14 protein-coding genes and 1 pseudogene are annotated in these 20,923 nt (G+C 56.9%); 7 read left to right on the top strand and 8 right to left on the bottom strand.

The window, feature by feature from the left end; genetic code table 11:
• Positions 1 to 19: 19 nt before the first annotated feature.
• Positions 20 to 490, bottom strand: a complete 471-nt coding sequence (locus ACR0MS_RS14725) for a tetratricopeptide repeat protein (protein ID WP_480574683.1) — start codon at positions 488 to 490, stop codon at positions 20 to 22.
• On the opposite strand from ACR0MS_RS14725, the gene ACR0MS_RS14730 reads away from it, so the two are divergent.
• Entirely contained in the window at positions 428 to 1,774 is a 1,347-nt protein-coding gene (locus ACR0MS_RS14730) for a cytochrome-c peroxidase (RefSeq protein ID WP_480592750.1), read from the top strand. The two genes, ACR0MS_RS14725 and ACR0MS_RS14730, sit on opposite strands and share 63 nt — an antisense overlap.
• A 29-nt stretch (positions 1,775 to 1,803) precedes the next feature.
• On the opposite strand, the gene gcvP is transcribed toward ACR0MS_RS14730, so the two are convergent.
• From gcvP to gcvT, 3 genes are all read right to left on the bottom strand, one after another.
• Entirely contained in the window at positions 1,804 to 4,659 is a 2,856-nt protein-coding gene (gene gcvP, locus ACR0MS_RS14735; protein WP_480574690.1) for an aminomethyl-transferring glycine dehydrogenase, read from the bottom strand.
• Positions 4,660 to 4,769: 110 nt separating this feature from the next.
• Positions 4,770 to 5,135 carry a glycine cleavage system protein GcvH gene (gcvH, locus tag ACR0MS_RS14740; RefSeq protein ID WP_480574694.1) on the bottom strand — a complete coding sequence of 122 codons (366 nt, stop codon included), beginning with the start codon at positions 5,133 to 5,135 and terminating at the stop codon, positions 4,770 to 4,772.
• An 18-nt stretch (positions 5,136 to 5,153) separates the two neighbouring features.
• A complete protein-coding gene (gcvT, locus tag ACR0MS_RS14745) occupies positions 5,154 to 6,251 on the bottom strand; it encodes a glycine cleavage system aminomethyltransferase GcvT (RefSeq protein WP_480574697.1) in 1,098 nt (365 codons plus the stop codon).
• 269 nt (positions 6,252 to 6,520) lie between these two features.
• Here gcvT and ACR0MS_RS14750 point away from each other — a divergent pair, with 269 nt between their 5' ends.
• Genes ACR0MS_RS14750 through ACR0MS_RS14765 form a run of 4 tightly spaced genes read left to right on the top strand, consistent with a single transcriptional unit; the run spans position 6,521 to position 10,023 of the window.
• Positions 6,521 to 7,171 (top strand): histidine phosphatase family protein, encoded by a 651-nt coding sequence (locus ACR0MS_RS14750; RefSeq protein ID WP_480574700.1) that lies wholly within the window; start codon positions 6,521 to 6,523, stop codon positions 7,169 to 7,171.
• A 12-nt stretch (positions 7,172 to 7,183) separates the two neighbouring features.
• Positions 7,184 to 7,798, top strand: coding sequence for a glutathione S-transferase family protein (locus ACR0MS_RS14755; protein WP_480574703.1), 615 nt, complete (start codon positions 7,184 to 7,186; stop codon positions 7,796 to 7,798).
• A gap of 14 nt (positions 7,799 to 7,812) precedes the next feature.
• The gene (locus ACR0MS_RS14760; RefSeq protein ID WP_480574706.1) at positions 7,813 to 8,865 is read left to right on the top strand and encodes a saccharopine dehydrogenase; all 1,053 of its coding nucleotides are present in this window, start codon (positions 7,813 to 7,815) and stop codon (positions 8,863 to 8,865) included.
• 3 nt (positions 8,866 to 8,868) lie between these two features.
• Entirely contained in the window at positions 8,869 to 10,023 is a 1,155-nt protein-coding gene (locus tag ACR0MS_RS14765; protein WP_480574709.1) for a saccharopine dehydrogenase family protein, read from the top strand.
• 302 nt (positions 10,024 to 10,325) lie between these two features.
• Here ACR0MS_RS14765 and ACR0MS_RS14770 read toward each other — a convergent pair whose 3' ends face one another.
• From ACR0MS_RS14770 to ACR0MS_RS14780, 3 genes are all read right to left on the bottom strand, one after another.
• A complete protein-coding gene (locus ACR0MS_RS14770) occupies positions 10,326 to 11,015 on the bottom strand; it encodes a hypothetical protein (protein ID WP_480574712.1) in 690 nt (229 codons plus the stop codon).
• Between the two features lie 415 nt (positions 11,016 to 11,430).
• Positions 11,431 to 12,735: an HlyD family type I secretion periplasmic adaptor subunit gene (locus tag ACR0MS_RS14775; RefSeq protein ID WP_480574715.1), complete on the bottom strand. Its 1,305-nt coding sequence runs from the start codon at positions 12,733 to 12,735 to the stop codon at positions 11,431 to 11,433.
• Entirely contained in the window at positions 12,735 to 14,459 is a 1,725-nt protein-coding gene (locus ACR0MS_RS14780; RefSeq protein ID WP_480574718.1) for a type I secretion system permease/ATPase, read from the bottom strand. Before ACR0MS_RS14780 ends, ACR0MS_RS14775 begins: the two co-directional genes overlap by 1 nt.
• Positions 14,460 to 14,727: 268 nt before the next feature.
• On the opposite strand from ACR0MS_RS14780, the pseudogene ACR0MS_RS14785 reads away from it, so the two are divergent.
• Positions 14,728 to 15,127: pseudogene (locus ACR0MS_RS14785) on the top strand (hypothetical protein); the annotation flags it as partial.
• A 32-nt stretch (positions 15,128 to 15,159) separates the two neighbouring features.
• Here ACR0MS_RS14785 and ACR0MS_RS14790 read toward each other — a convergent pair.
• Complete coding sequence (locus ACR0MS_RS14790) at positions 15,160 to 17,391, bottom strand: Ig-like domain-containing protein (RefSeq protein WP_480574721.1); 2,232 nt, start codon at positions 17,389 to 17,391, stop codon at positions 15,160 to 15,162.
• Positions 17,392 to 17,926: 535 nt separating this feature from the next.
• Between ACR0MS_RS14790 and ACR0MS_RS14795 the strand changes: the two genes are divergently transcribed.
• On the top strand, positions 17,927 to 20,923 hold a 2,997-nt coding region (locus ACR0MS_RS14795), incomplete at its 3' end, for a DUF5801 repeats-in-toxin domain-containing protein (RefSeq protein WP_480578967.1).

The raw sequence follows: 20,923 nt of genomic DNA on the forward strand, positions 1-20,923 counted from the left end.
GGGCGTTGGCGTCCGGCCCTTACCGAAACGGGTACATCCACCCTTTGTAGTCATTCACCAGAACATGCGCCCTTTCGATTTGCTCCGGCGACATTTTCTTGACCACTTCCTCAAGGCTGATCGCCGCATCGGGATCACCGCCAATCGCGCTGAGCGTGTACCACATATACGCCCGAACAAGGTCAGGCGCGGGCATGCCCAGACCCAGCTCATAATACCAGCCGACACCCGATTGCGCCCCCGGATGCCCCTTCATCGAGGCGCGCAGATACCATTCAAACGCGCGTTCGTAATCCTGTTCGACCCCCAGCCCAAGGCCGTACATGACGCCGATCAACTCCTCGGCCTCGGCATTGCCAGATCGCGCGGCTGGCAGCAGTTCCTCGCGCGCGGCCTCAAATTCGCCCGCCTCCATCATGTCGCGCGCTTGCTCCAACTCGGCCAGCGCCGGGGTCGCAAAAAGGCAAAGGGCAAATACAAGCTGGCGCATGGGGTTTTCTTCCTTTTCGTCGGAGCGGCTGCGGCTCAGGATTTACCGCGCCCGCTGACCGATGATGACTTTATCCTCTTTGATATGGAACAGGCTGCCATCGGTCATCAACTGTTTTACGACCCTATCCTGTCGGGCAATCAGAACATCGCCTGCGCCCATTGCCACCACCCGGATTTCGGCACCTCCGACGGGCTGTCGCTTGGGATTGGAGAAGGCGGACAGGGGCTGGGACCGGAGCGCACACCGGGTATCGGAGCGAATAAAATCCGCAAGCGCATTCCGCGTAACTCGCCCGGTCTCTGGAACCTTGGGGCCAAGGACATTCACACGGTCTTCCACGATGGCCGTCTGAGTATCTCGGACGTTTACGGCAACGGGTTTAACTCACCCGCGCAGGAATGGTTGCCAGAGGGTCTGAATTCACTGTTGGCGGCACAGGCGCTGTTCCCGCTGACCTCGCAATTCGAAATGGCGGGAAATGTCGGCGAAAATCAGGTGACCGGTGCCGTGGCCGACCGGATTGATCTGGGCTGGCCGATACTGGCCAAACGGGTGCGCGCCGATCCGCGCTATGGCCCTGCGATGGTTGCCGCCTTTGATGAGGTCAACACGACCGAGGACATCACGATCACTCAGATCGCCAACGCGCTGGCGGCGTTCATGGCCGTTGAGTGGCGCAGCACGGACAGCCCGTTCGATCACTATCTTGCGGGCGACGCCAACGCCCTGACACCTGCCCAAAAGGACGGGATGGACTTGTTCTATGGCAAAGCCCAATGTTCCACCTGCCATTCCGGTCCGTTGATGTCAGATCAGAAATTCCACGCGCTGGCCTTGCCGCCCTTTGGTCCGGGCCGCACCCGGCAATGGGACCCCTATGTGCGCGACGTTGGGCGCATGGGGGAAAGCGACCGGCTGGAGGACGCCTATCGCTTTCGCACGCCGATGCTGCGCAATGTGGCTTTGACCGCGCCTTATGGACATAACGGGGCCTTCCCCGATCTCGACAGCATGATCCGCCATCATCTGGACCCGGAACGCAGCCTGTCACAATGGACTCGTGACATGGCGGCTTTGCCCGAGGTTCCCTGGCTGCACAAAGCCGATTTCGTGGTTTGGGATGACCGATTGGAAATGGAACGTCAGCGCAGCAAGACTGACATCCCGCCGCTCACGCTGTCAGACGCGGACATCCAAAACCTCGTGGCGTTTCTGAATGCGCTGACGGGGACGAGCGTTGACACGCCGCCGTTCGGCGTACCCAACAGTTTCCAACCCTAAGAAAAACCCCGCACATGGCGGGGTTCTCGTTACTCTGCGGCTTCTTCGTATTCCGACATCGGCGGACAGGTGCAGACAAGGTTCCGGTCCCCATACGCGTTATCGACGCGGTTGACCGGCGACCAGTATTTGTCGACGCCCATGGAACCCGGAGGGAAACACGCCTGCTCGCGGCTATAGGGGCGGTCCCAGTCGCCGACCAGATCGCGCACCGTGTGGGGCGCGTTTTTCAGCGGGTTGTTTTCCGCGTCGATCTTGCCGTCGATGATGTCCTGCGCCTCAGAGCGGATCGAGAGCATGGCGTCGCAGAAGCGGTCCAGCTCATCCTTGGGTTCGGACTCGGTGGGTTCTACCATCAGGGTGCCAGCCACCGGCCAGCTCATCGTCGGGGCGTGGAAGCCGGAATCGACCAGACGTTTGGCCACGTCATCGACGGTCACATGCGCCTCGGCGTCCAGGGGACGGGTGTCGAGGATGCATTCATGCGCCACCCGGCCACTCTCGGAGGTGTAGAGGATCGGATAGGCATCCTTGAGCCGTGCCGCGATATAGTTGGCGTTCAGGATCGCCACTTTCGTGGCCTGCGTCAGACCCGCGCCACCCATCAACAGCACATAGGCCCAGCTGACCGGCAAGATTGAAGGCGAGCCAAACGGTGCGGCCGAGACCGGACCAACGGCAGTGCCGTATTCCGGGTGACCGGGCAGGTGTTCCTCCAGATGCGCTTTGACACCGATTGGGCCCATGCCGGGGCCACCACCGCCATGCGGGATGCAGAAGGTCTTGTGCAGGTTCAGGTGGCTGACGTCACCGCCGATGTCACCGGGGCGCGACAGGCCGACCATGGCGTTCATGTTGGCGCCGTCGATATAGACCTGACCGCCGTGATCATGGGTGATCTGGCAGACCTCCTGCACAGTGGTCTCGAACACACCATGGGTGGACGGATAAGTGATCATGCAGCCGGCCAGATGGTCGGAGTGCTTCTCGGCCTTCGCGCGGAAGTCCGCAAGGTCGATATTGCCGTTCTCATCCGATTGCACCGGCACCACCTGCCAGCCCACCATCTGCGCCGAGGCCGGGTTGGTCCCGTGCGCCGAGGTCGGGATCAGGCAGACATTGCGGTGCCCTTCGCCACGGGCGAAGTGATAGTTGCGGATGGTCAGCAAGCCCGCATATTCCCCCTGCGCGCCCGAGTTGGGCTGTTGGCTGATTGCGTCATAGCCGGTGATCTGGCACAGCTTGTCGTTCAGATCGGCAATCATCTCGTGATAGCCCTGCGCCTGATCTTCGGGCACGAAGGGGTGCAGGTTGCCAAACTCGGGCCATGTGACTGGGATCATCTCGATCGTGGCGTTCAGCTTCATGGTGCAGGAGCCCAGCGGGATCATCGCCCGGTCCAGCGCCAGATCACGGTCTGCCAGACGGCGCATATAGCGGGTCATTTCGGCCTCGGCCCGGTTCTTGTGGAAGATCGGGTGGGTCAGATAAGGCGTTTCGCGCAGCGCGTAATCCGGCAGGCGGTATTGCTTGTTCGAGCTGTCATCAGCGCGGTCGATGCCGAAGGCACCCCAGACGGCCTCAATCGTTTCGGCACGGGTCTGTTCGTCAAGGCTGATGCCCACCTTGGTGTCGCCCACTTTGCGCAGGTTGACGCCACGCGCCACGGCAGCCTCCATGACTGTCTTTTGCAGGTGGCCGACTTCGACCGTGATCGTGTCGAAGAACACTTCGGGTTCAACCGAAAAGCCCGCCTCTTCCAGTCCAACGGCCAGACGCGAGGTTTTGCGATGCACTGATTGCGCGATGGCCTTGATCCCATCGGGGCCGTGATAGACCGCATACATCGAGGCAATGACGGCCAGCAGTGCCTGCGCGGTACAGACGTTCGAGTTCGCCTTTTCGCGCCGGATGTGCTGTTCGCGGGTTTGCAGGGCAAGGCGGTACGCCTTGTTGCCCCGGCTGTCGATGCTGACACCGATGATCCGGCCCGGCATCGCGCGCTTCAGCTTATCGGTGGTTGCCATATACGCGGCGTGCGGGCCACCGTACCCCATCGGAACGCCAAAGCGCTGGGTCGAGCCGATGGCAATATCCGCGCCCATCTCTCCGGGCGATTTCAGCAGCGCCAGCGACAGGATGTCGGCAGCGACGATGGCGATGGCCTTGTGTTCATGCAGCGCTGCGATCTCGGCTGAGAAATCACGGACGTGGCCGTGGGTGCCGGGATACTGGAAGATCGCGCCAAAGACGGCACCGGCCTCCAGTTGGTCCGGATCGCCCACCTGCACGTCAATGCCCAAAGGCTCGGCGCGGGTTTTGATCACCGCGATGGTCTGCGGGTGGCAGTTGCGGTCAACAAAAAAGGCGGCGTTATTGGCCTTGGACCGCCCACCGCGCTTGGCCATTGCCATGGCCTCAGCCGCGGCTGTGGCTTCGTCCAGCAGCGAGGCGTTGGCCACGTCCAGCCCGGTCAGGTCGCTGACCATGGTCTGGAAGTTCAACAGCGCCTCAAGCCGACCCTGGCTGATCTCGGGCTGATAGGGGGTGTAGGCGGTATACCAGGCCGGGTTTTCCAGAATGTTGCGCAGGATCGGCGCAGGCGTGGTGGTGCCGTAATAGCCCTGCCCGATCAGCGAGGTCAGAACGGTGTTCTTGCTCGCCACCTCTTTCATATAGAACAGCGCGTCGCGTTCCGTCATTGCCGGACCCCAATCCAGCGGTTCGGTTTGCCGGATTTCAGGCGGAACGGTGGCGTCGATCAGTTGGTCCAGCGTCTTGAAGCCGATCACCTTGAGCATATCGCGCATCTCGGTCGGGCTGGGCCCGATATGGCGGCGGTTGGCGAAGTCATAGGCTTCGTAATCGGTCAGTTTGAAGGCCATCGTTGCGCTCCTCACGGGTAGGTCAGGCCCGGCGGAGGATGCGGGAGCCTCCGGCGGGGATATTTTTAGCCAGATGAAGGGCGGATCCGTGCTGAGACCCGCCGCAGGTGTCAGCCGATGAAGTCCTTGTAGCCGGCCTCATCCATCAGATCTTCGAGCTGCGAGGCGTCGGTGATTTTGATCTTGTAGATCCATGCTTCACCTTCGGGATCTTCGTTCAGCGCGCCGGGGTTGTCGGCCAGCGCTTCGTTCACCTCGATGATCTCGCCATCAACCGGAGCATAGAGTTCCGAGGCCGCCTTGACGGATTCGATCACACCGATCTCGCCATCCTTGGCGAATTCGTCCCCGACTTCCTGCTGCTCTACAAAGACCACATCGCCCAGTTGTTCGGCCGCATGTTTGGTGATGCCCAGCGTGGCAGTGTCGCCGTCAACGTCGATCCACTCGTGCTCTTCGGAATAATAGGTTGCCATCTTGTCTCTCTCCTGACTTCAACGCTTGTAATTCTGGGTGACGAAGGGCAGCGCCACGACCAGCGCGGGTTGCGGTTTACCCCGGATGATCAGATTGACAGTCTCGCCGGGTGCGGCGTGGCCTGCAGACACATAACCCATCGCGACCGGTCCACCCACTGTAGGGCCAAACCCCCCGGACGTGATTTGACCGATTGTATTGCCTTCGGCGCACTGGATTTCAACGCCTTGACGGGCAGGCGCGCGGCCCTCGGGCTTGATGCCGACCAGCTTGCGTGTTGGACCCTCGGCCAATTCGCGCTGAATACGCTCTGCGCCCGGAAATCCACCCTCTTCCTTGCGGCGCTTTTGGATGGCCCATCCCAGCGACGCTTCGATGGGCGAGGTCGTCTGGTCGATGTCGTTACCATACAGGCACAGCCCGGCCTCCAGCCGCAGGCTGTCACGTGCGCCAAGCCCCGCCGGTTCGCAATCTTCATGCGCAAGAAACGCGCGGGTGATCTCGATCGCGCTGTCTTCGGGGATCGAGATTTCATACCCGTCTTCACCGGTGTACCCCAATCGCGAGATCCGGCATTCTACGCCGTTGATATCCGCCACTGTGGTTTCCATGAATTTCAGGTCTCGTGCCGCCGGGCAAAGCGCACCGACAACATCCTCGGCCTTGGGGCCTTGGACGGCCACCAGCGCGCGGTCGAAAATCTCGGTCACTTCCACGCCGTCCAGATTGTCGCGCATATGCGGGATGTCCTGATGGCGCAGCGCTGCGTTCACGACGACAAAGTAGTGATCGCCCGCATTCGATACGATCAGGTCGTCCATGATCCCACCTTCGGCATTCGTGAAGAATCCGTAGCGTGCCTTGCCTTCCTTCAGCGTCGCATAGGCTTGGGGGCAGAGCGTTTCCAGCTTTTCGCCCACATTGTTGCCCCGCAGGATCACCTGACCCATGTGGCTGACATCAAACACCGCCGCCTTTTCGCGGCACTGCTTATGCTCGCCCATAATCCCCAGCGGGTACTGAACCGGCATCTCCCACCCGGCGAAATCGACCATCTTACCGCCAAGCTCGACGTGGAGATCATAGAGCGGAGTACGTTTCGGTGCGTCAGTCATATCCGTGACCTTTCCAAACCCGTTGTCAGTCAATGCTGTGCAAAAAGCAATGGTCACCCGGCCATTCGGCATACAGGGGCATACAGCAGATTTGTAGCGTATAGGAAACTTTTTTCCGTTAGGCAACACCCGCCATGCACAAAATGTATCACGACCAGTTCAGTATTGGGCAAGGCATTCTGACAAATAGAATTATTTTCAAACACTGGCCGAACGGCTCTGGCCCCGACCGGTATCCTGCCCTAAGACTCCGCCCAAGAGGGGCGGCCATGTCACATATTACACTGGTACGTCACGGCCAGGCGAATACAGCAGCACGTGACGAGACAAACTACGACAAGCTCAGCGATCTGGGCCACCAGCAGGCGCGCTGGCTGGGTGCTCATCTGCAAGATACTCGTGCGCATTATCCGCGGGTGTTTTGCGGAACGCTCACACGGCATGTGGAAACGGCCGCCAGCATGGGTTTGCCGGAACCGACCCGAGACGCCCGGCTGAACGAGTTGGAATATTTCACCATAGCCAAGTTGTTCGAAGAACAGCACGGCGTCGCAATTCCGACCGACCGCGAGGGGTTTGTCGAACATCTGCCGCGCACGTTTGACGCATGGGCCAAGGGTAAAATCACAGATGCGCCGGAAACTTTCGAGGAATTCGAAAGCCGCGTATCCGGTGCGCTGCGCGACATCGGCACAGAAGGTGGCCCTGCGATTGTGGTGACCTCGGGCGGGTTGATCTCGATGGTGGTGCGGCAGGCGATGGGGTTGGATATCCCGGCAATGGCGCGCGTTGCGCTTGCCATCATGAATACGTCGATGCATCGTCTGCATCCAATCGGCGCGCAGCTTGCCCCGGTGCTGTTCAACGCAGTTCCGCACCTGGAGGCCCCAGACCGGCAATTCGCCCAGACACACCTGTAACCGGAGGCTCCGATGCAGCTTTACTATGCCCCCTGCACAATATCGGTCGCTGTGGCCATCGCATTGGAAGAAGCTGGGCTGGAATATGAGGCGATCAAGCTGGATTTCGCGGGCGGTGAGCAGACCAAACCCGCCTACAAGCAGATCAATCCCAAGGGCCGCGTGCCCGCGCTGGTGGTGGATGGGGGTATCCTGACCGAAACGGGCGCGCTGCTGGATTATATCGCTACTGTTGCGCCGCAGGCCGGGTTGGTTCCGTCTGACCCGATCATGGCCGCGCGGATGCGAGAGGTGATGTATTACCTTGCCTCGACCATGCATGTGAACCACGCCCACAAAATGCGCGGGGCGCGGTGGGCCGACAAGAAAGCCAGCTGGAAAGACATGCAGGGGAAGGTGGCGCAGACGATGACAGCCTCTTGCGACTACATCTGTTCAAACGGGCTGCGTGGGCCGTTTGTGCTGGGGGATGAGGTCTCGCTGGCCGATGTCTACCTCTACGTGGTGTGTAGTTGGCTGGAAGGCGACGGCGTGGACGTGGCAGCCTTTCCCAAGATCATCTCATTTCGCGAGGCGATGGAGGCGCGGCCTTCGGTGCAGGCCGTACGCGCTGCCGGAATGCTCTGACAAAAGGAACGACAATGACACATCTCTGGGTCCGGGCAGAACAGCGCCCGAACGAGGAACGGGTCGGGTTGACCCCCGAAGGCGCCGCCGACCTGATCGCCGCAGGCATCCGCGTGACGGTCGAGGAAAGTTCCGTGCGCGCCATCCCGTTGCAGGGCTACAAGGACGCAGGCTGTGAGATCGCGGCCGAGAATGCGTGGACCGACGCCCCGCTGGATGCGATCATCTTTGGCCTTAAGGAACTGCCCGAAGATGGCACGCCCCTGCCCCATCGTCACATCATGTTCGGCCATGCCTATAAGGGGCAGCATTCCGGGCGCGCTCTGTTGGAACGGTTCAAGGCCGGGGGCGGTACGCTCTATGATCTGGAATATCTGGTGGATGAAGAGGGCCGCCGGGTCGCCGCCTTTGGCTATTGGGCCGGATACGCGGGCGCTGCGGTGACACTGAAAACATGGGCCGCGCAGCAGCGGGGGCAGGAATGCCCGCCGGTCGGGGTATATCCGAACAAAGACGCGCTGAACGCCGAATTGCTGGCCGAACTGGACGCCACCGGCACCCGCCCCCGCGCCATCGTCATCGGTGCTTTGGGCCGCGTGGGAACAGGCGCTGCGGATATGTGCGAGGGTATGGGGGTTTCCGTCACCAAATGGGACATGGCCGAGACCGCCAGCGGTGGACCCTTCCCCGAAATCCTTGACCACGACCTGTTCCTAAACTGCATCTTCGCGCGCCCCGGCACGCCGGTCTTTGTCCCCCGTAATGCACTGAACGCACCGCGCAACCTGACCGCCATTGGCGACGTGGCCTGTGACCCGGACAGCGACTACAACCCGGTGCCGGTCTATGACCGCGCCACCACATGGGACGCGCCCGCCCTGCGCGTGGCGACCGATCCGGTGATGGATGTGATGGCCATCGACAACCTTCCGTCGATGCTGCCTGTCGAAAGTTCCGAAGACTACGCGGCCCAACTGCTGCCCTCCCTGCTGACTCTGACCGATCTGGACAGAGGTGTCTGGGGTCGGGCAGAAGCAACCTACAATACTCATATGAGAGGGATCTGAGCGATGACGATTCACTGGTGTGGCACCGGCCTGTCGGCCATCCCCGGCCTGCGCCGCCTGATCGAAGGCGGCCACAAGGTCACCGTTTGGAACCGGACCATCGACAAGGCCCGCGCCGAGGTCGGAGACCTGACCGACGACATCCGCGCCTTTGACATCGACGATTTGGGTGCGGTGCTGGAACAAGGCGATGTGATCGTATCTATGCTGCCGGGCGACTGGCACGTGCCGCTGGCAGACCTGGCGATCTCGAAACAGGCCAATTTCGTCTCATCCTCCTACATCGCGCCGGAAATGCGCGCGCTGGACGACAAGGCCCGCGAAGCCGGGGTCGCCTTGGTCAATGAGGTCGGGCTTGATCCGGGTATCGACCATCTGATGGCGCACGCCCTGGTCGACGACTACCGCGCCTCGGATGCGTTCGACCCCCAAAATCACCTGAGCTTTATTTCCTATTGCGGTGGTGTCCCGAAAAACCCCAACCCGTTCCGGTACAAGTTCAGCTGGTCTCCGCTGGGGGTACTCAAGGCTCTGCGATCGCCGTCCAAATCAATCCGCGACTATGCCCCGCTGGACGTCGCCCGCCCGTGGGATGCGATCAGCAGCTATATCGCACCGCTGCCCACGCCAGAAAGTTTCGAAGTCTATCCGAACCGCGACTCGATCCCTTTCATGGCCCAATACCATTTCGAGGATCACTGGCCGGTCAAAGAATTCGTCCGCGGCACCTTGCGCCTGAACGGTTGGGCGGATGCCTGGTCGGACGTGTTCACGGAAATCGAAACACTCTCTGGCCCCGAAGGGGATGCGCGCCTGAAAGAGATGTCGGATCAATTCTGGACTGACAACGCATATGACGAGGGCGAGCCCGACCGCGTGGTTCTGTGCGTCGGCCTGAAGGCGGAAAAAGACGGCGCCGAGGTCTGGCACAAGACCTATGTGATGGATGCCTGGGGTGACGAACGCGGAACCGCAATGGCGCGACTGGTGTCTATCCCCGTGTCTCTGGCTGTTGAGTCTGTCTTGAAGCGCGAGATACCAGCAGGCGTTCATGCCGCCCCTAGCGATCCGAAACTTGTGCAAGGCTGGATGGCTGAGATCGACAAGCTGGCTCAGCACTTGCAAGTAGTGACACATTCGACGGACGCCGCGACCTGAGCGAGTGCGTTCGGGCAAGTCGCACTACAGGGAATTTTTGCGCTGGGCGCGTCTTCTTCCTATTCCCGGGGGGAACCATCACATAGTAATAGCCGCAGAAGTGGCTATTACTGAGCTGATTTGGCGGAATTTGACGTTTAGAATTGGAGGCCGCTCGGAAGCGATTGAATTCGTTGCGTGAGACGAAACACAAGCGGTTTTAACCTCTTCAGCCTATTGTCGCCCTCCCGAACGAAGTAATTATTCGGCAGTCAGATCGGGTCGCATCTATCTAGTATTCAACGCCCCATTGCAAAGCATAGTTATAGTGAAAGAACATTTTTTTTTACGATATGTCTGTTATGTGGATCACCAGTGAACGACTGCACGAAGCTTTCGAACGAAGATGCCGGTCGCTCATAGAAAACGAATATCTCCACAATATCGCCGCCATTGTTTCGAATTATCTGAGCCGTTACCAAGTAGTCTTTTTTGGATGCAAAACCCGGCGTTATGTTTGCGGTTTGGTAGCCATCACTTCTTATGGTTCTGTTCACTTTTGGGTTTCCCGACCGCAAAATATACGTAACATCAGATCGGGGAACGACTTGTAAGTCAGAATTATCCAAGTCGCAAAAAAACCCGCCGCAGTCTTTTAAAGTGAACAAAATAGCTGTGTCATCTTTCGTCCAGTTATCGAGAAGAACAGCGTGAACATCTCCATTAACTCTACTCTGGTTCCGCTTTGAGAATTCAGAAATTTGTTCTAAAGGCGCTATAGCCCATGTTGGGTTAAAAAACGGCATTCCAAACTGATAAACTTCCGCAAGTGAGTGCGGAGGAGGAAAAAACTTGACCAGAAAACTGTCCATTTGAACCAGTTCTATTGCGTAGTTTCTTATTCTCTCTTCCAGATTGGTACGATTCCTATAGCGAACCGTCGAAGAGCTAATCACCCCAAGAATGCAAAGGGTTGCGATAGCCAAGAAGGGAATTTTCAGCTTTCCAATCAATTTTGATTCTTTCTCAAAGCCTTAATAAAAATTCACGCCTTAGATAGAGCGGCAATTCTAGTGCACTTAGGGTCGACGAACCGCAAACAATCATAAAGTCAGGATTTCCCGACTCCGTCATACCTCTGCCCCTTGGGTTGAGGTTAAGGCTTCCTGTCCCAGGTAGGGCCGCTTTAGTCCCGCGCTCGACGCTGTGACGACGTTATTCGGTTGATCCAGTGGCTCAATTGTAGTCTGAACGGGCGGTGTTGGGGTTTCTTAACCCAAAGTTTGGTTGCGGGGAGAGGATTTGGCCTTTGCCGAACGTCCGCAAAATTGACGTCCTAACGATACTGCTGTGCGCAATTCTAAACTTAGTCATGATAAGTTGAAACATTTGGACGTGTGCATCACCGGCATTATTGGGGCCGGTGATTTAGTCTTCGCGAAAGGCACGCTGAAAATACACAGTGAGCGGTTGCGTCAGATAACTTAGCGGAGTCCGGTTCTCGGTCTTGAGGAAGGCTTCGGCCGGCATGCCTGGAACAAGTGAGACATTTTCCAAAGCTTCGAGCGCGGCCGCGTCGGGCATGAGGATCGCTTCGTAGTACGTTACGCCTGTGGCTTCATCTTGTGCAGCGTCAGCGGCAACGCGGACGACTTTCCCCGCAACTTCCGGAGTCGTGCGTCGATTGAACGTCGTGAACATCAGCGAAACGTCCTGACCGGTGTAGACCTGCTCGATATCTGTCGGTGAGATCCTTGCGGACACGTGAAGCGGTTGATCTCCGGGCACGATATACATCATCGGATCGGCTGCCCGAACTACAGACTGTTCCGCAAAGACGCTTGATCCAAATGTAATGCCGGATACAGGCGCCCGGACATCAAGGCGGGACAGCCTTTCGATAAGCCCAAGGCGCTTTTCGACCAATTCGAGTTCGTTGTAGCCTAAGTCCCTTAGTCGGCTTATTGCTTCTTCGCGGCGTTGGTCAAAAAGAGTAAGTCGCTGGATTTCCAAGCCTGATATCTTTGCGCGCGCCTCGGCGACGCGCGCCGTCAGACTGCCGATTTCTCCTTCGAGCCTAGCTTGGGCGCGTTGCAATTCAAGAAGGCGCGACGCTTTCGTCAGTCCCTGATCAAAGAGGTTTTGTACATCAGCCAGTTCCTGTTCGATGAGCTTGAGTTGGCGATCAAGTGCCCTGCGCTGCGCCTCTACGCCTTCAATTTGCTGTGCAACTTGAGCTTTCTGTTCAGAAATTTGCTGGGCGTTCTGCGCGAGTGATATGCGACGCGCTTCAAAAAGACGTTTCTGCCCTTCCAGTTGCTCTGTGATTTTGCCCTCAGGCACTAACATCAGGTCTGGAGGAGTGTCGAATGTCACGCTCTCTGTGTCGTCACGCTCTGCTTCGAAGCGCGCCATGCGCGCGAAGATTTCCAAGAGCTGACCTTCGACGATCGCGAGTTCATTTTTAAGAAATGTATCGTCGAACCGCACAAGCACATCGCCGGCAGCCACTAAATCGCCATCGCGCGCGAAAATAGCCCCAACCACCCCACCGTCTGGGTGCTGGATCACCTGCCGCTCGCTTTCAACCTCAATCACCCCGGAGGCAACCACGGCACCGGCAATCTGCGTCTTGACGCTCCAAACCCCAAGGACGCCCAACATCACGATGATCGCCGTTGCACCAATCGTGGTGGGTACGACGGCACTCCAGCTCTCCTTCTGTTCTGACATCAGCTTGTCTTTCCGCTGACGACGCTTTGAACCTGATTGGCATTCTTCAACGTCGACTTAATAACCTCGTCTCGCGGGCCATGCGCCGCGACCTTACCCTGGTCGAGAATAACCAGGTTGTTACACTCTGAGATCGCCGTCGGTCGATGGGTCATAATAACAACGGCTCTGTTGTCTGCTTTCATTTCCCGCACGACCGAGTTTAGAGCCTCTGATCCATCAGCATCCAGTGCCGAGTTCGGCTCGTCGAGGACCAAAAGCACAGGATCGCGATAGAGCGCACGAGCCAGTGCTACCCGTTGCTTTTGTCCTCCCGACAGTTGCGCATCGTGGGTTCCGATCCGAGTATTGTACCCGTCAGGAAGTTTCTGAATGATATCGTGCACCCGCGCTTTTTTGGCAGCCTTGATGACAAGTTCAGAGTCTGGCTTTAAATCCATTTGCGCGATGTTTTCGGCAACACTACCTTCAAAAAGCACAACGTCCTGCGGAAGATAGCCAATGTGCCGACCCAATTGATCCGGGCCATAATGTTCCAGCTTAGCCCCATTTAGACGCACCTCACCGGCGACGGGTGTCACAAGACCTACGACCACGCGGGCAAGTGTGGTTTTGCCGGAACCGCTCTTTCCGATTACACCGAGCGCTTCTCCCGGCGAAACTTCGACCGTCACGTATTTCAGGATCGGTTCATCGCCACGGCGGGCAACAACAGACACATTATTGACAAGGAGTTTGGCGTCAGGTCGTGGCAACTCAAGAGGTGGCTCACGCTCGTAGATGTCCGCGAGGAAGGTGTTCAGGCGCTTCCTGCCAGAAAGCGCATTCTGCACGATTTGCCAGCTTCCAAGACTCTGCTCGACCGGTGCGAGAGCACGGCCCATCAGAATAGAGGCCGCAATCATGGCCCCTGCGCTGATTTCATTTTGCAGAACGAGCCAGGCGCCAACCGCCAGAATTGCAGATTGAAGGAAGAGCCTGAAGGCTTTGCTACTGGCGGTGAAAGAGCCCGTCCAATCGGTGGCAGCGATCGTGCGTTTAACACCTTCCGCTCGCATGTCTTGCCAGCGGCTTACCATTGCTTGCGACATGCCCTGTGCCCAGATGAGTTCGCCCCCTTCTTCGGCTTGATCCGCAAAGCGGTCTGCCCGGTGCGAGAGCCTGTTGGCTTCCGTAACCCTTTTATAAGTTACGAATTGGTTAGTGAAAGCGACGGTGATCAGAGCCATGCCGCCTGCGCTGGCCATCCATCCCAGATAGGGATGGAAGACAAAAATGCAGCCGATAAAGATGGGGGTCCATGGGAGATCAAGTAGCGATAGGAAAACCGGAGCGGTAAAGAAAGTTCGAATTGAGGCCAGCGCATCGAGCGGGGCGGACTGCTTATGTTGTCCACCTTGTACAGCAGTGTCTTCAAGTACAGCTCGGAAAACGGTCTCGTCGAATGCCGACTGAAACCGGGCACCGGCGCGCGCCGCGATGCGTCCGCGGGCATACTCGATGAGGCCGTAAAACAGGTAAAGGATCGCGACGAGACCGAACAGGGCAACCAGGGTTTCCTCTGATCGAGAGGCAAGCACCCGGTCATAGACCTGAAGCATGAAGAGAGGTCCTGTCAGCATCAAAAGATTGGTGAAAATGCTGAAAACGATGACCGTTGCGAGAAGCCGGCGAATATGCGGTCGGATCTTCTTAGGCTTGCCGCCACCGGTAGTCGAATCCATAAGAGATGCCCGCCAAAACATTCTGTAAACGACAATGGTTTTAACACCGGCTTCATCTCAGCGCAAAATACGTAGGGTTCTCAAGGGAATTCCCCTAATGGAGTCGCGAAGTTGTCCTTACAAATTTGTCTGCTTTGCCCTGACACTGATGCGCCGTCGTCTTTCTAGTTTCCTACAGCACAGATCTAAAACAGGCTTAAGAAATTATCTGAAGCGTCGTGAATTTGTGTGAACTGAACATCCTATGTGAATTGGTCCATCGCTATGGTTGGAAAATGGCGGACGACGAACGGCAAACAAGCGACCGAAGCCCGAAGGGATTGTCCCGAGGTTAAGACAGGATGAAGTTCTAATGGGGCTAGGCAAGTCCCGTCTTGATGCGATCAGACAGATTGGCGTTGTTGAACAAACCTATTACCGCTGGCGAAAGAAATGAGCCGTTGAAGGCGCCATTGGGTCGAGCCCAACGGCGAATGCGGAATAAGCGTAGATCGGTCGAAAAAACTGAAGCGGCTTCAGAAAGAAAACGAGCAATAGCGACGTGCGATTTCCGATCTGAGGTTGGACAAATTGATCCTGATGGAAGCCGCAAAGGGAAACTACTGAGCCCCGCCCGCCGTCGTGCTTGTATTAACCATGTTCGCAATCAACTGACCGTTTCTGACAGAGCCAGCAGCGCTTACAGTTCTAAATTTGCAGATTATGCAACCCCGAAGACTACATCGTCACTTGTCAGGTACAGAACGTTATCAAGATGGATTGAGCCACCGGAATATTCTACCAAAACCCCAGACTCCTGCGTCGTGACGATTAGGTCATCGATCGACGTCCCTGGACCGCTGAACGCAAGTACATCTTGTCCGTTCGTGAAATCAGAAATCTGGTCATTTCCGTTGGAGCCATCGAAGTCGAAATCGAAATAGTCATCTCCGTCACCGCCGAACAAGACATCATTTCCGCCGCCGCCGAAAATGTAATTGTCGCCATCATTGCCCACTATCGTATCATCGAAAGAAGAGCCAATAGCGTCTTCGATCTCTGTCCGGTGAGCGATAGCAATGTTGTTGCTACCTGACTGGCTAACGGTACTAAATGAACCCTCGCGCAAATCGATTTCAACGCCATGCGTTGAAGCTGAGAGGTCTATGACATCATGCCCACCCGCATCCCAGATTATTTCCACAGTCTCGGACAATGCATCGAAGTCATATACGTCGTCGGCTGTTCTTGTGGTCTCGTTGGCTCCGTACAAATATTGGATAGCCGCGACGTCATACAATAACATCGAACTTGCCTCGCCGTCGAAGGACGGATGCACATAATCCGACATCACAGTATATTGCCGATTCAATTCATCAAGCGGTAGGTTTTCCGGGTGCTGAAGCCCCAATACATGCCCGATTTCATGAATCAGCGTTTTATATTCCTCAGTCCCAGGCTCGAAAGAAAGTCCTGACAATGATGAATCGATCCACACATCTCCGGCAGGGGCTCCAACGGTATAGGCATTTGGATAATAGGCTAACCCTCGGGCGGACCCGCCGATATCCGCGATCCCGAACACTATGCTGGCTTCTTCAAGTGGGGCTTCGACGAACGTAATGTCCGCGAACTCCGAAATACTGGAAAGCGCGCTACGCGTAATCGCCTGCATTTCTGCCGTGAAAGCTTCGAAGTCCGTCCAGGCAAAATGGCCGTCGTGGTAATAATCCGGTGTCCCAGTAGCGAACGAATAAGTTACAGTGACGCTTGTCCCGACCGGATCGTTGGGGTTCAGCCGATACTCGTCTCCAGCAATCAGCCCTGTAACATAATAAGGGACATCCGGCTCTGAGGCACCCTCGACTTCTATTGTCACAACCGCGGAAGAACTACCTCCGTGACCGTCTTCAACTGTATAGCTGAAAGTGTCAGTTCCGACGAAACCCATGGCTGCGGTATAGCTGAACGTCCCGTCGGCGTTCACAACGACCGATCCATTGTTGGCGCTGACAGCATCGTATTGCGTAATGGTCAGCGTATCACCATCGCTGTCGCTGTCATTGTCGAGAATACTGGCCGAACTCTCGAGAGTTTCACCCTCAGCGGCCATAAAGGTATCGTTGACAGCGACTGGGGCCGAGTTGCCGTCTACAATCTCCATCGTCACCTGCGCTGTCGAAGTGCGCCCTTGGTCGTCAACAACGGTATAGCTGAAAGTGTCCGCGCCAGAGACCCCTTCATAAGGAACATAAGTGAGGGTCCCGTCTTCGTTAATTGTTACTGCACCGGACACACCTTCCGTTACAGAAGCTATTCGCAATCCCGCGCCAAGGTCATTCGTCAGAACAGCTAGAATCACCGACCCATCGCTCTGCACCGACCCATAGTCGTCAAGCGCTTGCGGCGAATCAGCGTTAGGATCGTCAGGCGTTTCCAAGTCTACGACCAACAAATCTATGTCAGAAAAGGACAGCACCTCGACATCTTTCAGGTGGTCTCGCTCGCCAGAAGAAGAGGTGACATAAATACTTTCACCTACTATTTCGAAAGAGTAGTCTTCCAACTTCCCTTCAAAGCGAACGGTGTCATACCCCTCGCCACCGTCGATCAGGTCAAATCCCTCACCGCCCTGCAAGATATCGTCACCAGCAAGCCCCAAGATCGTGTCGTCGCCATCCAAGCCAGAAAAAATGTTGTCCCCGTCGTTGCCTTCGAGAACATTGTCAAGCTCATTGCCGGTTCCATTGAGATCGTCGACGCCATCCAGGAAAAGGTTTTCCACATTATCATCAAGCGCATAGTCCACGCTCGAGACAACGGTATCTATGCCGCCATTCTTTCTTTCGCTAATGGAAATTCCAGATGAATGAACGAAATAGGTATCGTCTCCGCGCCCACCTTTTAGCACGGTATTGCCGCCGTTACCGGCGCTGCCCTTGCCCTTAGCCATCTCTTGCCCTCAAACTTCCCGCTTTTGTAAATTTTGCGGTTGGATTGTTGATAAATGCCGAACAATGGTGGTCGCAAGAGCTGCCGAAATTTGGGCATTTTTTGGGCAGAACTTTGCTCGAAAAGCAGGCAAAAAATCACCTAGCGGAACCTACCATTACGCGAACCATTCTCGACGCACTCGCCTGACCTTTTGAAAACGTTGAGAAATTTGGAACACTGTGGTAGCGTGCTGGCACAGTTTGAAGGAGAACCTGTTTTCTGGCATGGGGGTGCCAATGTCGTGGTTCACATCTCTTAAAGTCAAAAAATCGAAGTTATAGAAACCTTGGCTGTGCGAATCCGTTTCAGCGGTGCACGACCTATTTGTGACTTTATCTGGCTCATCATCTGCCCCCCAACAAAGCCGTCTCCTTCTGAGCACATTATTGCGTCTGGATTGACTGCTGGAATCTGAAGTTATCCGAGACATAGAATTTGAGCGGTGCATCTCGGTGTCTTCATTGCTTCCAGTGTAAACCATTGGGGGAAGTATTATGGCACTTACGATTAATATTGACGGCATTACTGGTATTGATGAATCCCTTGGTGACCAACGGCAAGACATTGTTGGAACCCCTGCCGTTTTCCCGACTGATGTAGAGTCGGTTTTCAACACCGCATTGGCGGCCTATAGCGCAACGGTCACAGGCTATAGCGTGGCAGTCGGTGATGCGATTGAGATCGCGGGCGATCCCACTGACGGAACCGGCGGCAATGATGTGCAGATCACCGCTGATCCTCCGATCACTGGGCTGAGCCTGACCGATGACAGCGGGTTCTTATTCGATGGTACGTTTGATTCCGGCCTCGACTCGCTTGCGGGAAACAACATCAATCTTTTGTCGGCTGCGAACGACAACGTCGTTTTGGGCATTGATTCGGTTACCCAGGAAGTCATCTTTGCGATCTACCTGGAAGAAGTCACTGATCCGGTCAGCGGCAATATCATCGGCGGCGACTTCTGGATCGCCTTGTTCGAGCCGATAAAACATCCGGATGGGAGCAACCCCGACGATGTTGTGGACTTAGCCAATAAGGTCTTTGTCTCGGCCGAGCAGGTCGTCGACTTTTCATTCGAGGGCGCTCCGTCCGGCCAGAATGAATTCATGGCCTTCAGTTCGGGGAATGTCACGATTGTGGCCTCCGGCGAGGCCAACGGCGATTCAGTGAACAGTGGCCAGGGTGCCAATCTGGGCGACGGTTCAGATAAAACCGCGCTTGGCACCAACTCACAGGACATTGGCGCTGGCGAGATTTTGAACTTCAATTTCACCACTGGGTTTGACCCCGAATATATCGTACCCGGGCTGACCCCCACCGAGGCCAGTGACCAGAACAACATTCTATTCACGGACGTGTTCCAGACGACCGGTGCGGCGTTCAATGTTGTGAAGGTCACTGGAGGTGGCCCAACCACAAACCCCTTGGTCCATCTGTCTGCGTGGAATACCGAAGGCGCGGGCTTATATCTTGAGACCGGAACAGATTTCATATCCGGCCATAGCGATGATGCTCAGGTGAACATCACCGCAGTCTTCGTGAACGGCGTCGACGTCACCGGCGACCCAACGATGGTTCAGGATAACGGTGACGGCACATTTACCGTGATCGGCGCGGTTGAAAATGACCGCATCAGTATCGTGGCTCCGTCCTTCAACCGGATAGCAATCAAAAACGACGGCGATGATCAGGTCGCGTTCAGTATTCAGGCCTTCAGCCTGGAAAGCACCTCCTCCGAACGGGCCGAGGCGGGGTCCAAGCTCGATTTTTACGACGATGGCCCCTCCCAAGGCGCGCAGGATGTCAATCTGACGGTTTATGAGGACGCCTTGACCGGCGGCAACCTTGACGGCACGGGTGACGTGCTGGTCGCGACTGACAACCTGAGCGGCATATTCCAATCCGGCCAGGACGCACCGGGCCTGGGTTTTGGCGCGGATGCGACGAAAGACGGAACCACGCTGAACAGTGACGATGGTCAAACATTTGACGTTGAGGTGAATAAAGGTGTTAACGTCGACGTGGGCGGCACAACCTATAACGACGAAATCATCCTCTCGATCAGCAGCACCGATCATCTCCGGGTTCTTGTGAACACCGACGGAGATATCCGGCTGGAACTACTCGCCGCTGTCGAGCACGGCGCGGTAACGACGGGCAACCCCGACGACGACATCCTTGGGATTGGTCTTGGGGAACTCTTCGAAGCCTTTGACGAGGATGGTGACAAGCAGAACTTCTCAGCAAATGATGTCCGTGGCCTCATTGAGGACGACGCACCACTCTTCGACATCGAGCTTGGTACAGGTGGATTGCAGACAGACGATGCAGATCTGGCAGGCGGTCCGGACACCGACACCAAGGGCGTCGGCGAATTGTTTACGGTCGAAACCAATTCACCAGGTGCCGACGGCAATGGTGGCCTTGTCTACTCCCTGGCATTGAGCGCAGCCTCGGTTACAACAACTTTGAAGGACACCGCCACCGGCAACACCGTGTACCTGTTTGACGAACTCGGCGACATCGTCGGTCGTGAAGGCACGGATGCCACAGACGCCGCAACCGGCGACGTTGTGTTCTCGGTCTCGGTTAACAGCAGCACCGGCGCGGTGACGCTGACCCAGGAACGGGCGGTCGAGCATAGTACCACCGACACTCAAGCGCCATATAACGGCGACACTGTCGGGCTGGGTCTTGGTGCCGGAGACTACATCAACCTGGTTGGCACGCTCAGCGATACTGAGACCCCACCGGACCAAGCCACCGATGCCGTCAACATTGCGCCTTCCATCTCGTTCACCGATGACGGGCCGGCCTTTGAAATGGAATTGGGCACCGCAGACCTGCAGACGGATGACGCCGATCTGACGGGAGGGCCGGATACGGACACCGAAGGTGTGGGCGATCTGTTCAACGTGACCACGAATGATCCGGGCGAAGATGGCCTGGGCGCGCTGGTCTACAGTCTTGAACTGGGCTCCAATGCCGGGTCGGTGACCCTGAAAGACACCGCCACCGGAGACACCGTGGTTCTCAGCAACAATGCTGGCGTCATCGAAGGCAAAACCTCGGGCGGGCAAGTCGTGTTCTCGGTCTCGGTCGTCAGCAGCACCGGCGCGGTGACGCTGACCCAGAACCGGGCGGTCGAGCACAGTTCGGCAGATACCTCGGGCTATGCCTCGGATGTCACCGGATTGGGCGCGGCCCTGACCGATGCGATCCGTCTGGTCGGCACCCTCAGCGATGCCGAGACCGCCGCGGACACCGCGACGGACTATGTCGACCTCACCCAAAAAATCTCGTTCACCGATGACGGGCCAGCCTTTGCCATGACCCTTGGCACCGCAGACCTGCAGACGGATGACGCCGATCTGACGGGTGGGCCGGATACGGACACCGAAGGTGTGGGCGATCTGTTCAACGTGACCACGAATGATCCGGGCGAAGATGGCCTGGGCGCGCTGGTCTACAGTCTTGAACTGGGCTCCAAT

It is taken from the genome of Ruegeria sp. CJ2 (assembly GCF_056536745.1).

Bases quoted from the DNA above. Each gene is read 5' to 3' on its own strand.
- ACR0MS_RS14725 (WP_480574683.1), bottom strand. From the start codon at position 490: ATGCGCCAGCTTGTATTTGCCCTTTGCCTTTTTGCGACCCCGGCGCTG.
- gcvP (WP_480574690.1), bottom strand. From the start codon at position 4,659: ATGGCCTTCAAACTGACCGATTACGAAGCCTATGACTTCGCCAACCGC.
- gcvH (WP_480574694.1), bottom strand. From the start codon at position 5,135: ATGGCAACCTATTATTCCGAAGAGCACGAGTGGATCGACGTTGACGGC.
- gcvT (WP_480574697.1), bottom strand. From the start codon at position 6,251: ATGACTGACGCACCGAAACGTACTCCGCTCTATGATCTCCACGTCGAG.
- ACR0MS_RS14750 (WP_480574700.1), top strand. From the start codon at position 6,521: ATGTCACATATTACACTGGTACGTCACGGCCAGGCGAATACAGCAGCA.
- ACR0MS_RS14755 (WP_480574703.1), top strand. From the start codon at position 7,184: ATGCAGCTTTACTATGCCCCCTGCACAATATCGGTCGCTGTGGCCATC.
- ACR0MS_RS14760 (WP_480574706.1), top strand. From the start codon at position 7,813: ATGACACATCTCTGGGTCCGGGCAGAACAGCGCCCGAACGAGGAACGG.
- ACR0MS_RS14765 (WP_480574709.1), top strand. From the start codon at position 8,869: ATGACGATTCACTGGTGTGGCACCGGCCTGTCGGCCATCCCCGGCCTG.
- ACR0MS_RS14775 (WP_480574715.1), bottom strand. From the start codon at position 12,735: ATGTCAGAACAGAAGGAGAGCTGGAGTGCCGTCGTACCCACCACGATT.
- ACR0MS_RS14780 (WP_480574718.1), bottom strand. From the start codon at position 14,459: ATGGATTCGACTACCGGTGGCGGCAAGCCTAAGAAGATCCGACCGCAT.
- ACR0MS_RS14790 (WP_480574721.1), bottom strand. From the start codon at position 17,391: ATGGCTAAGGGCAAGGGCAGCGCCGGTAACGGCGGCAATACCGTGCTA.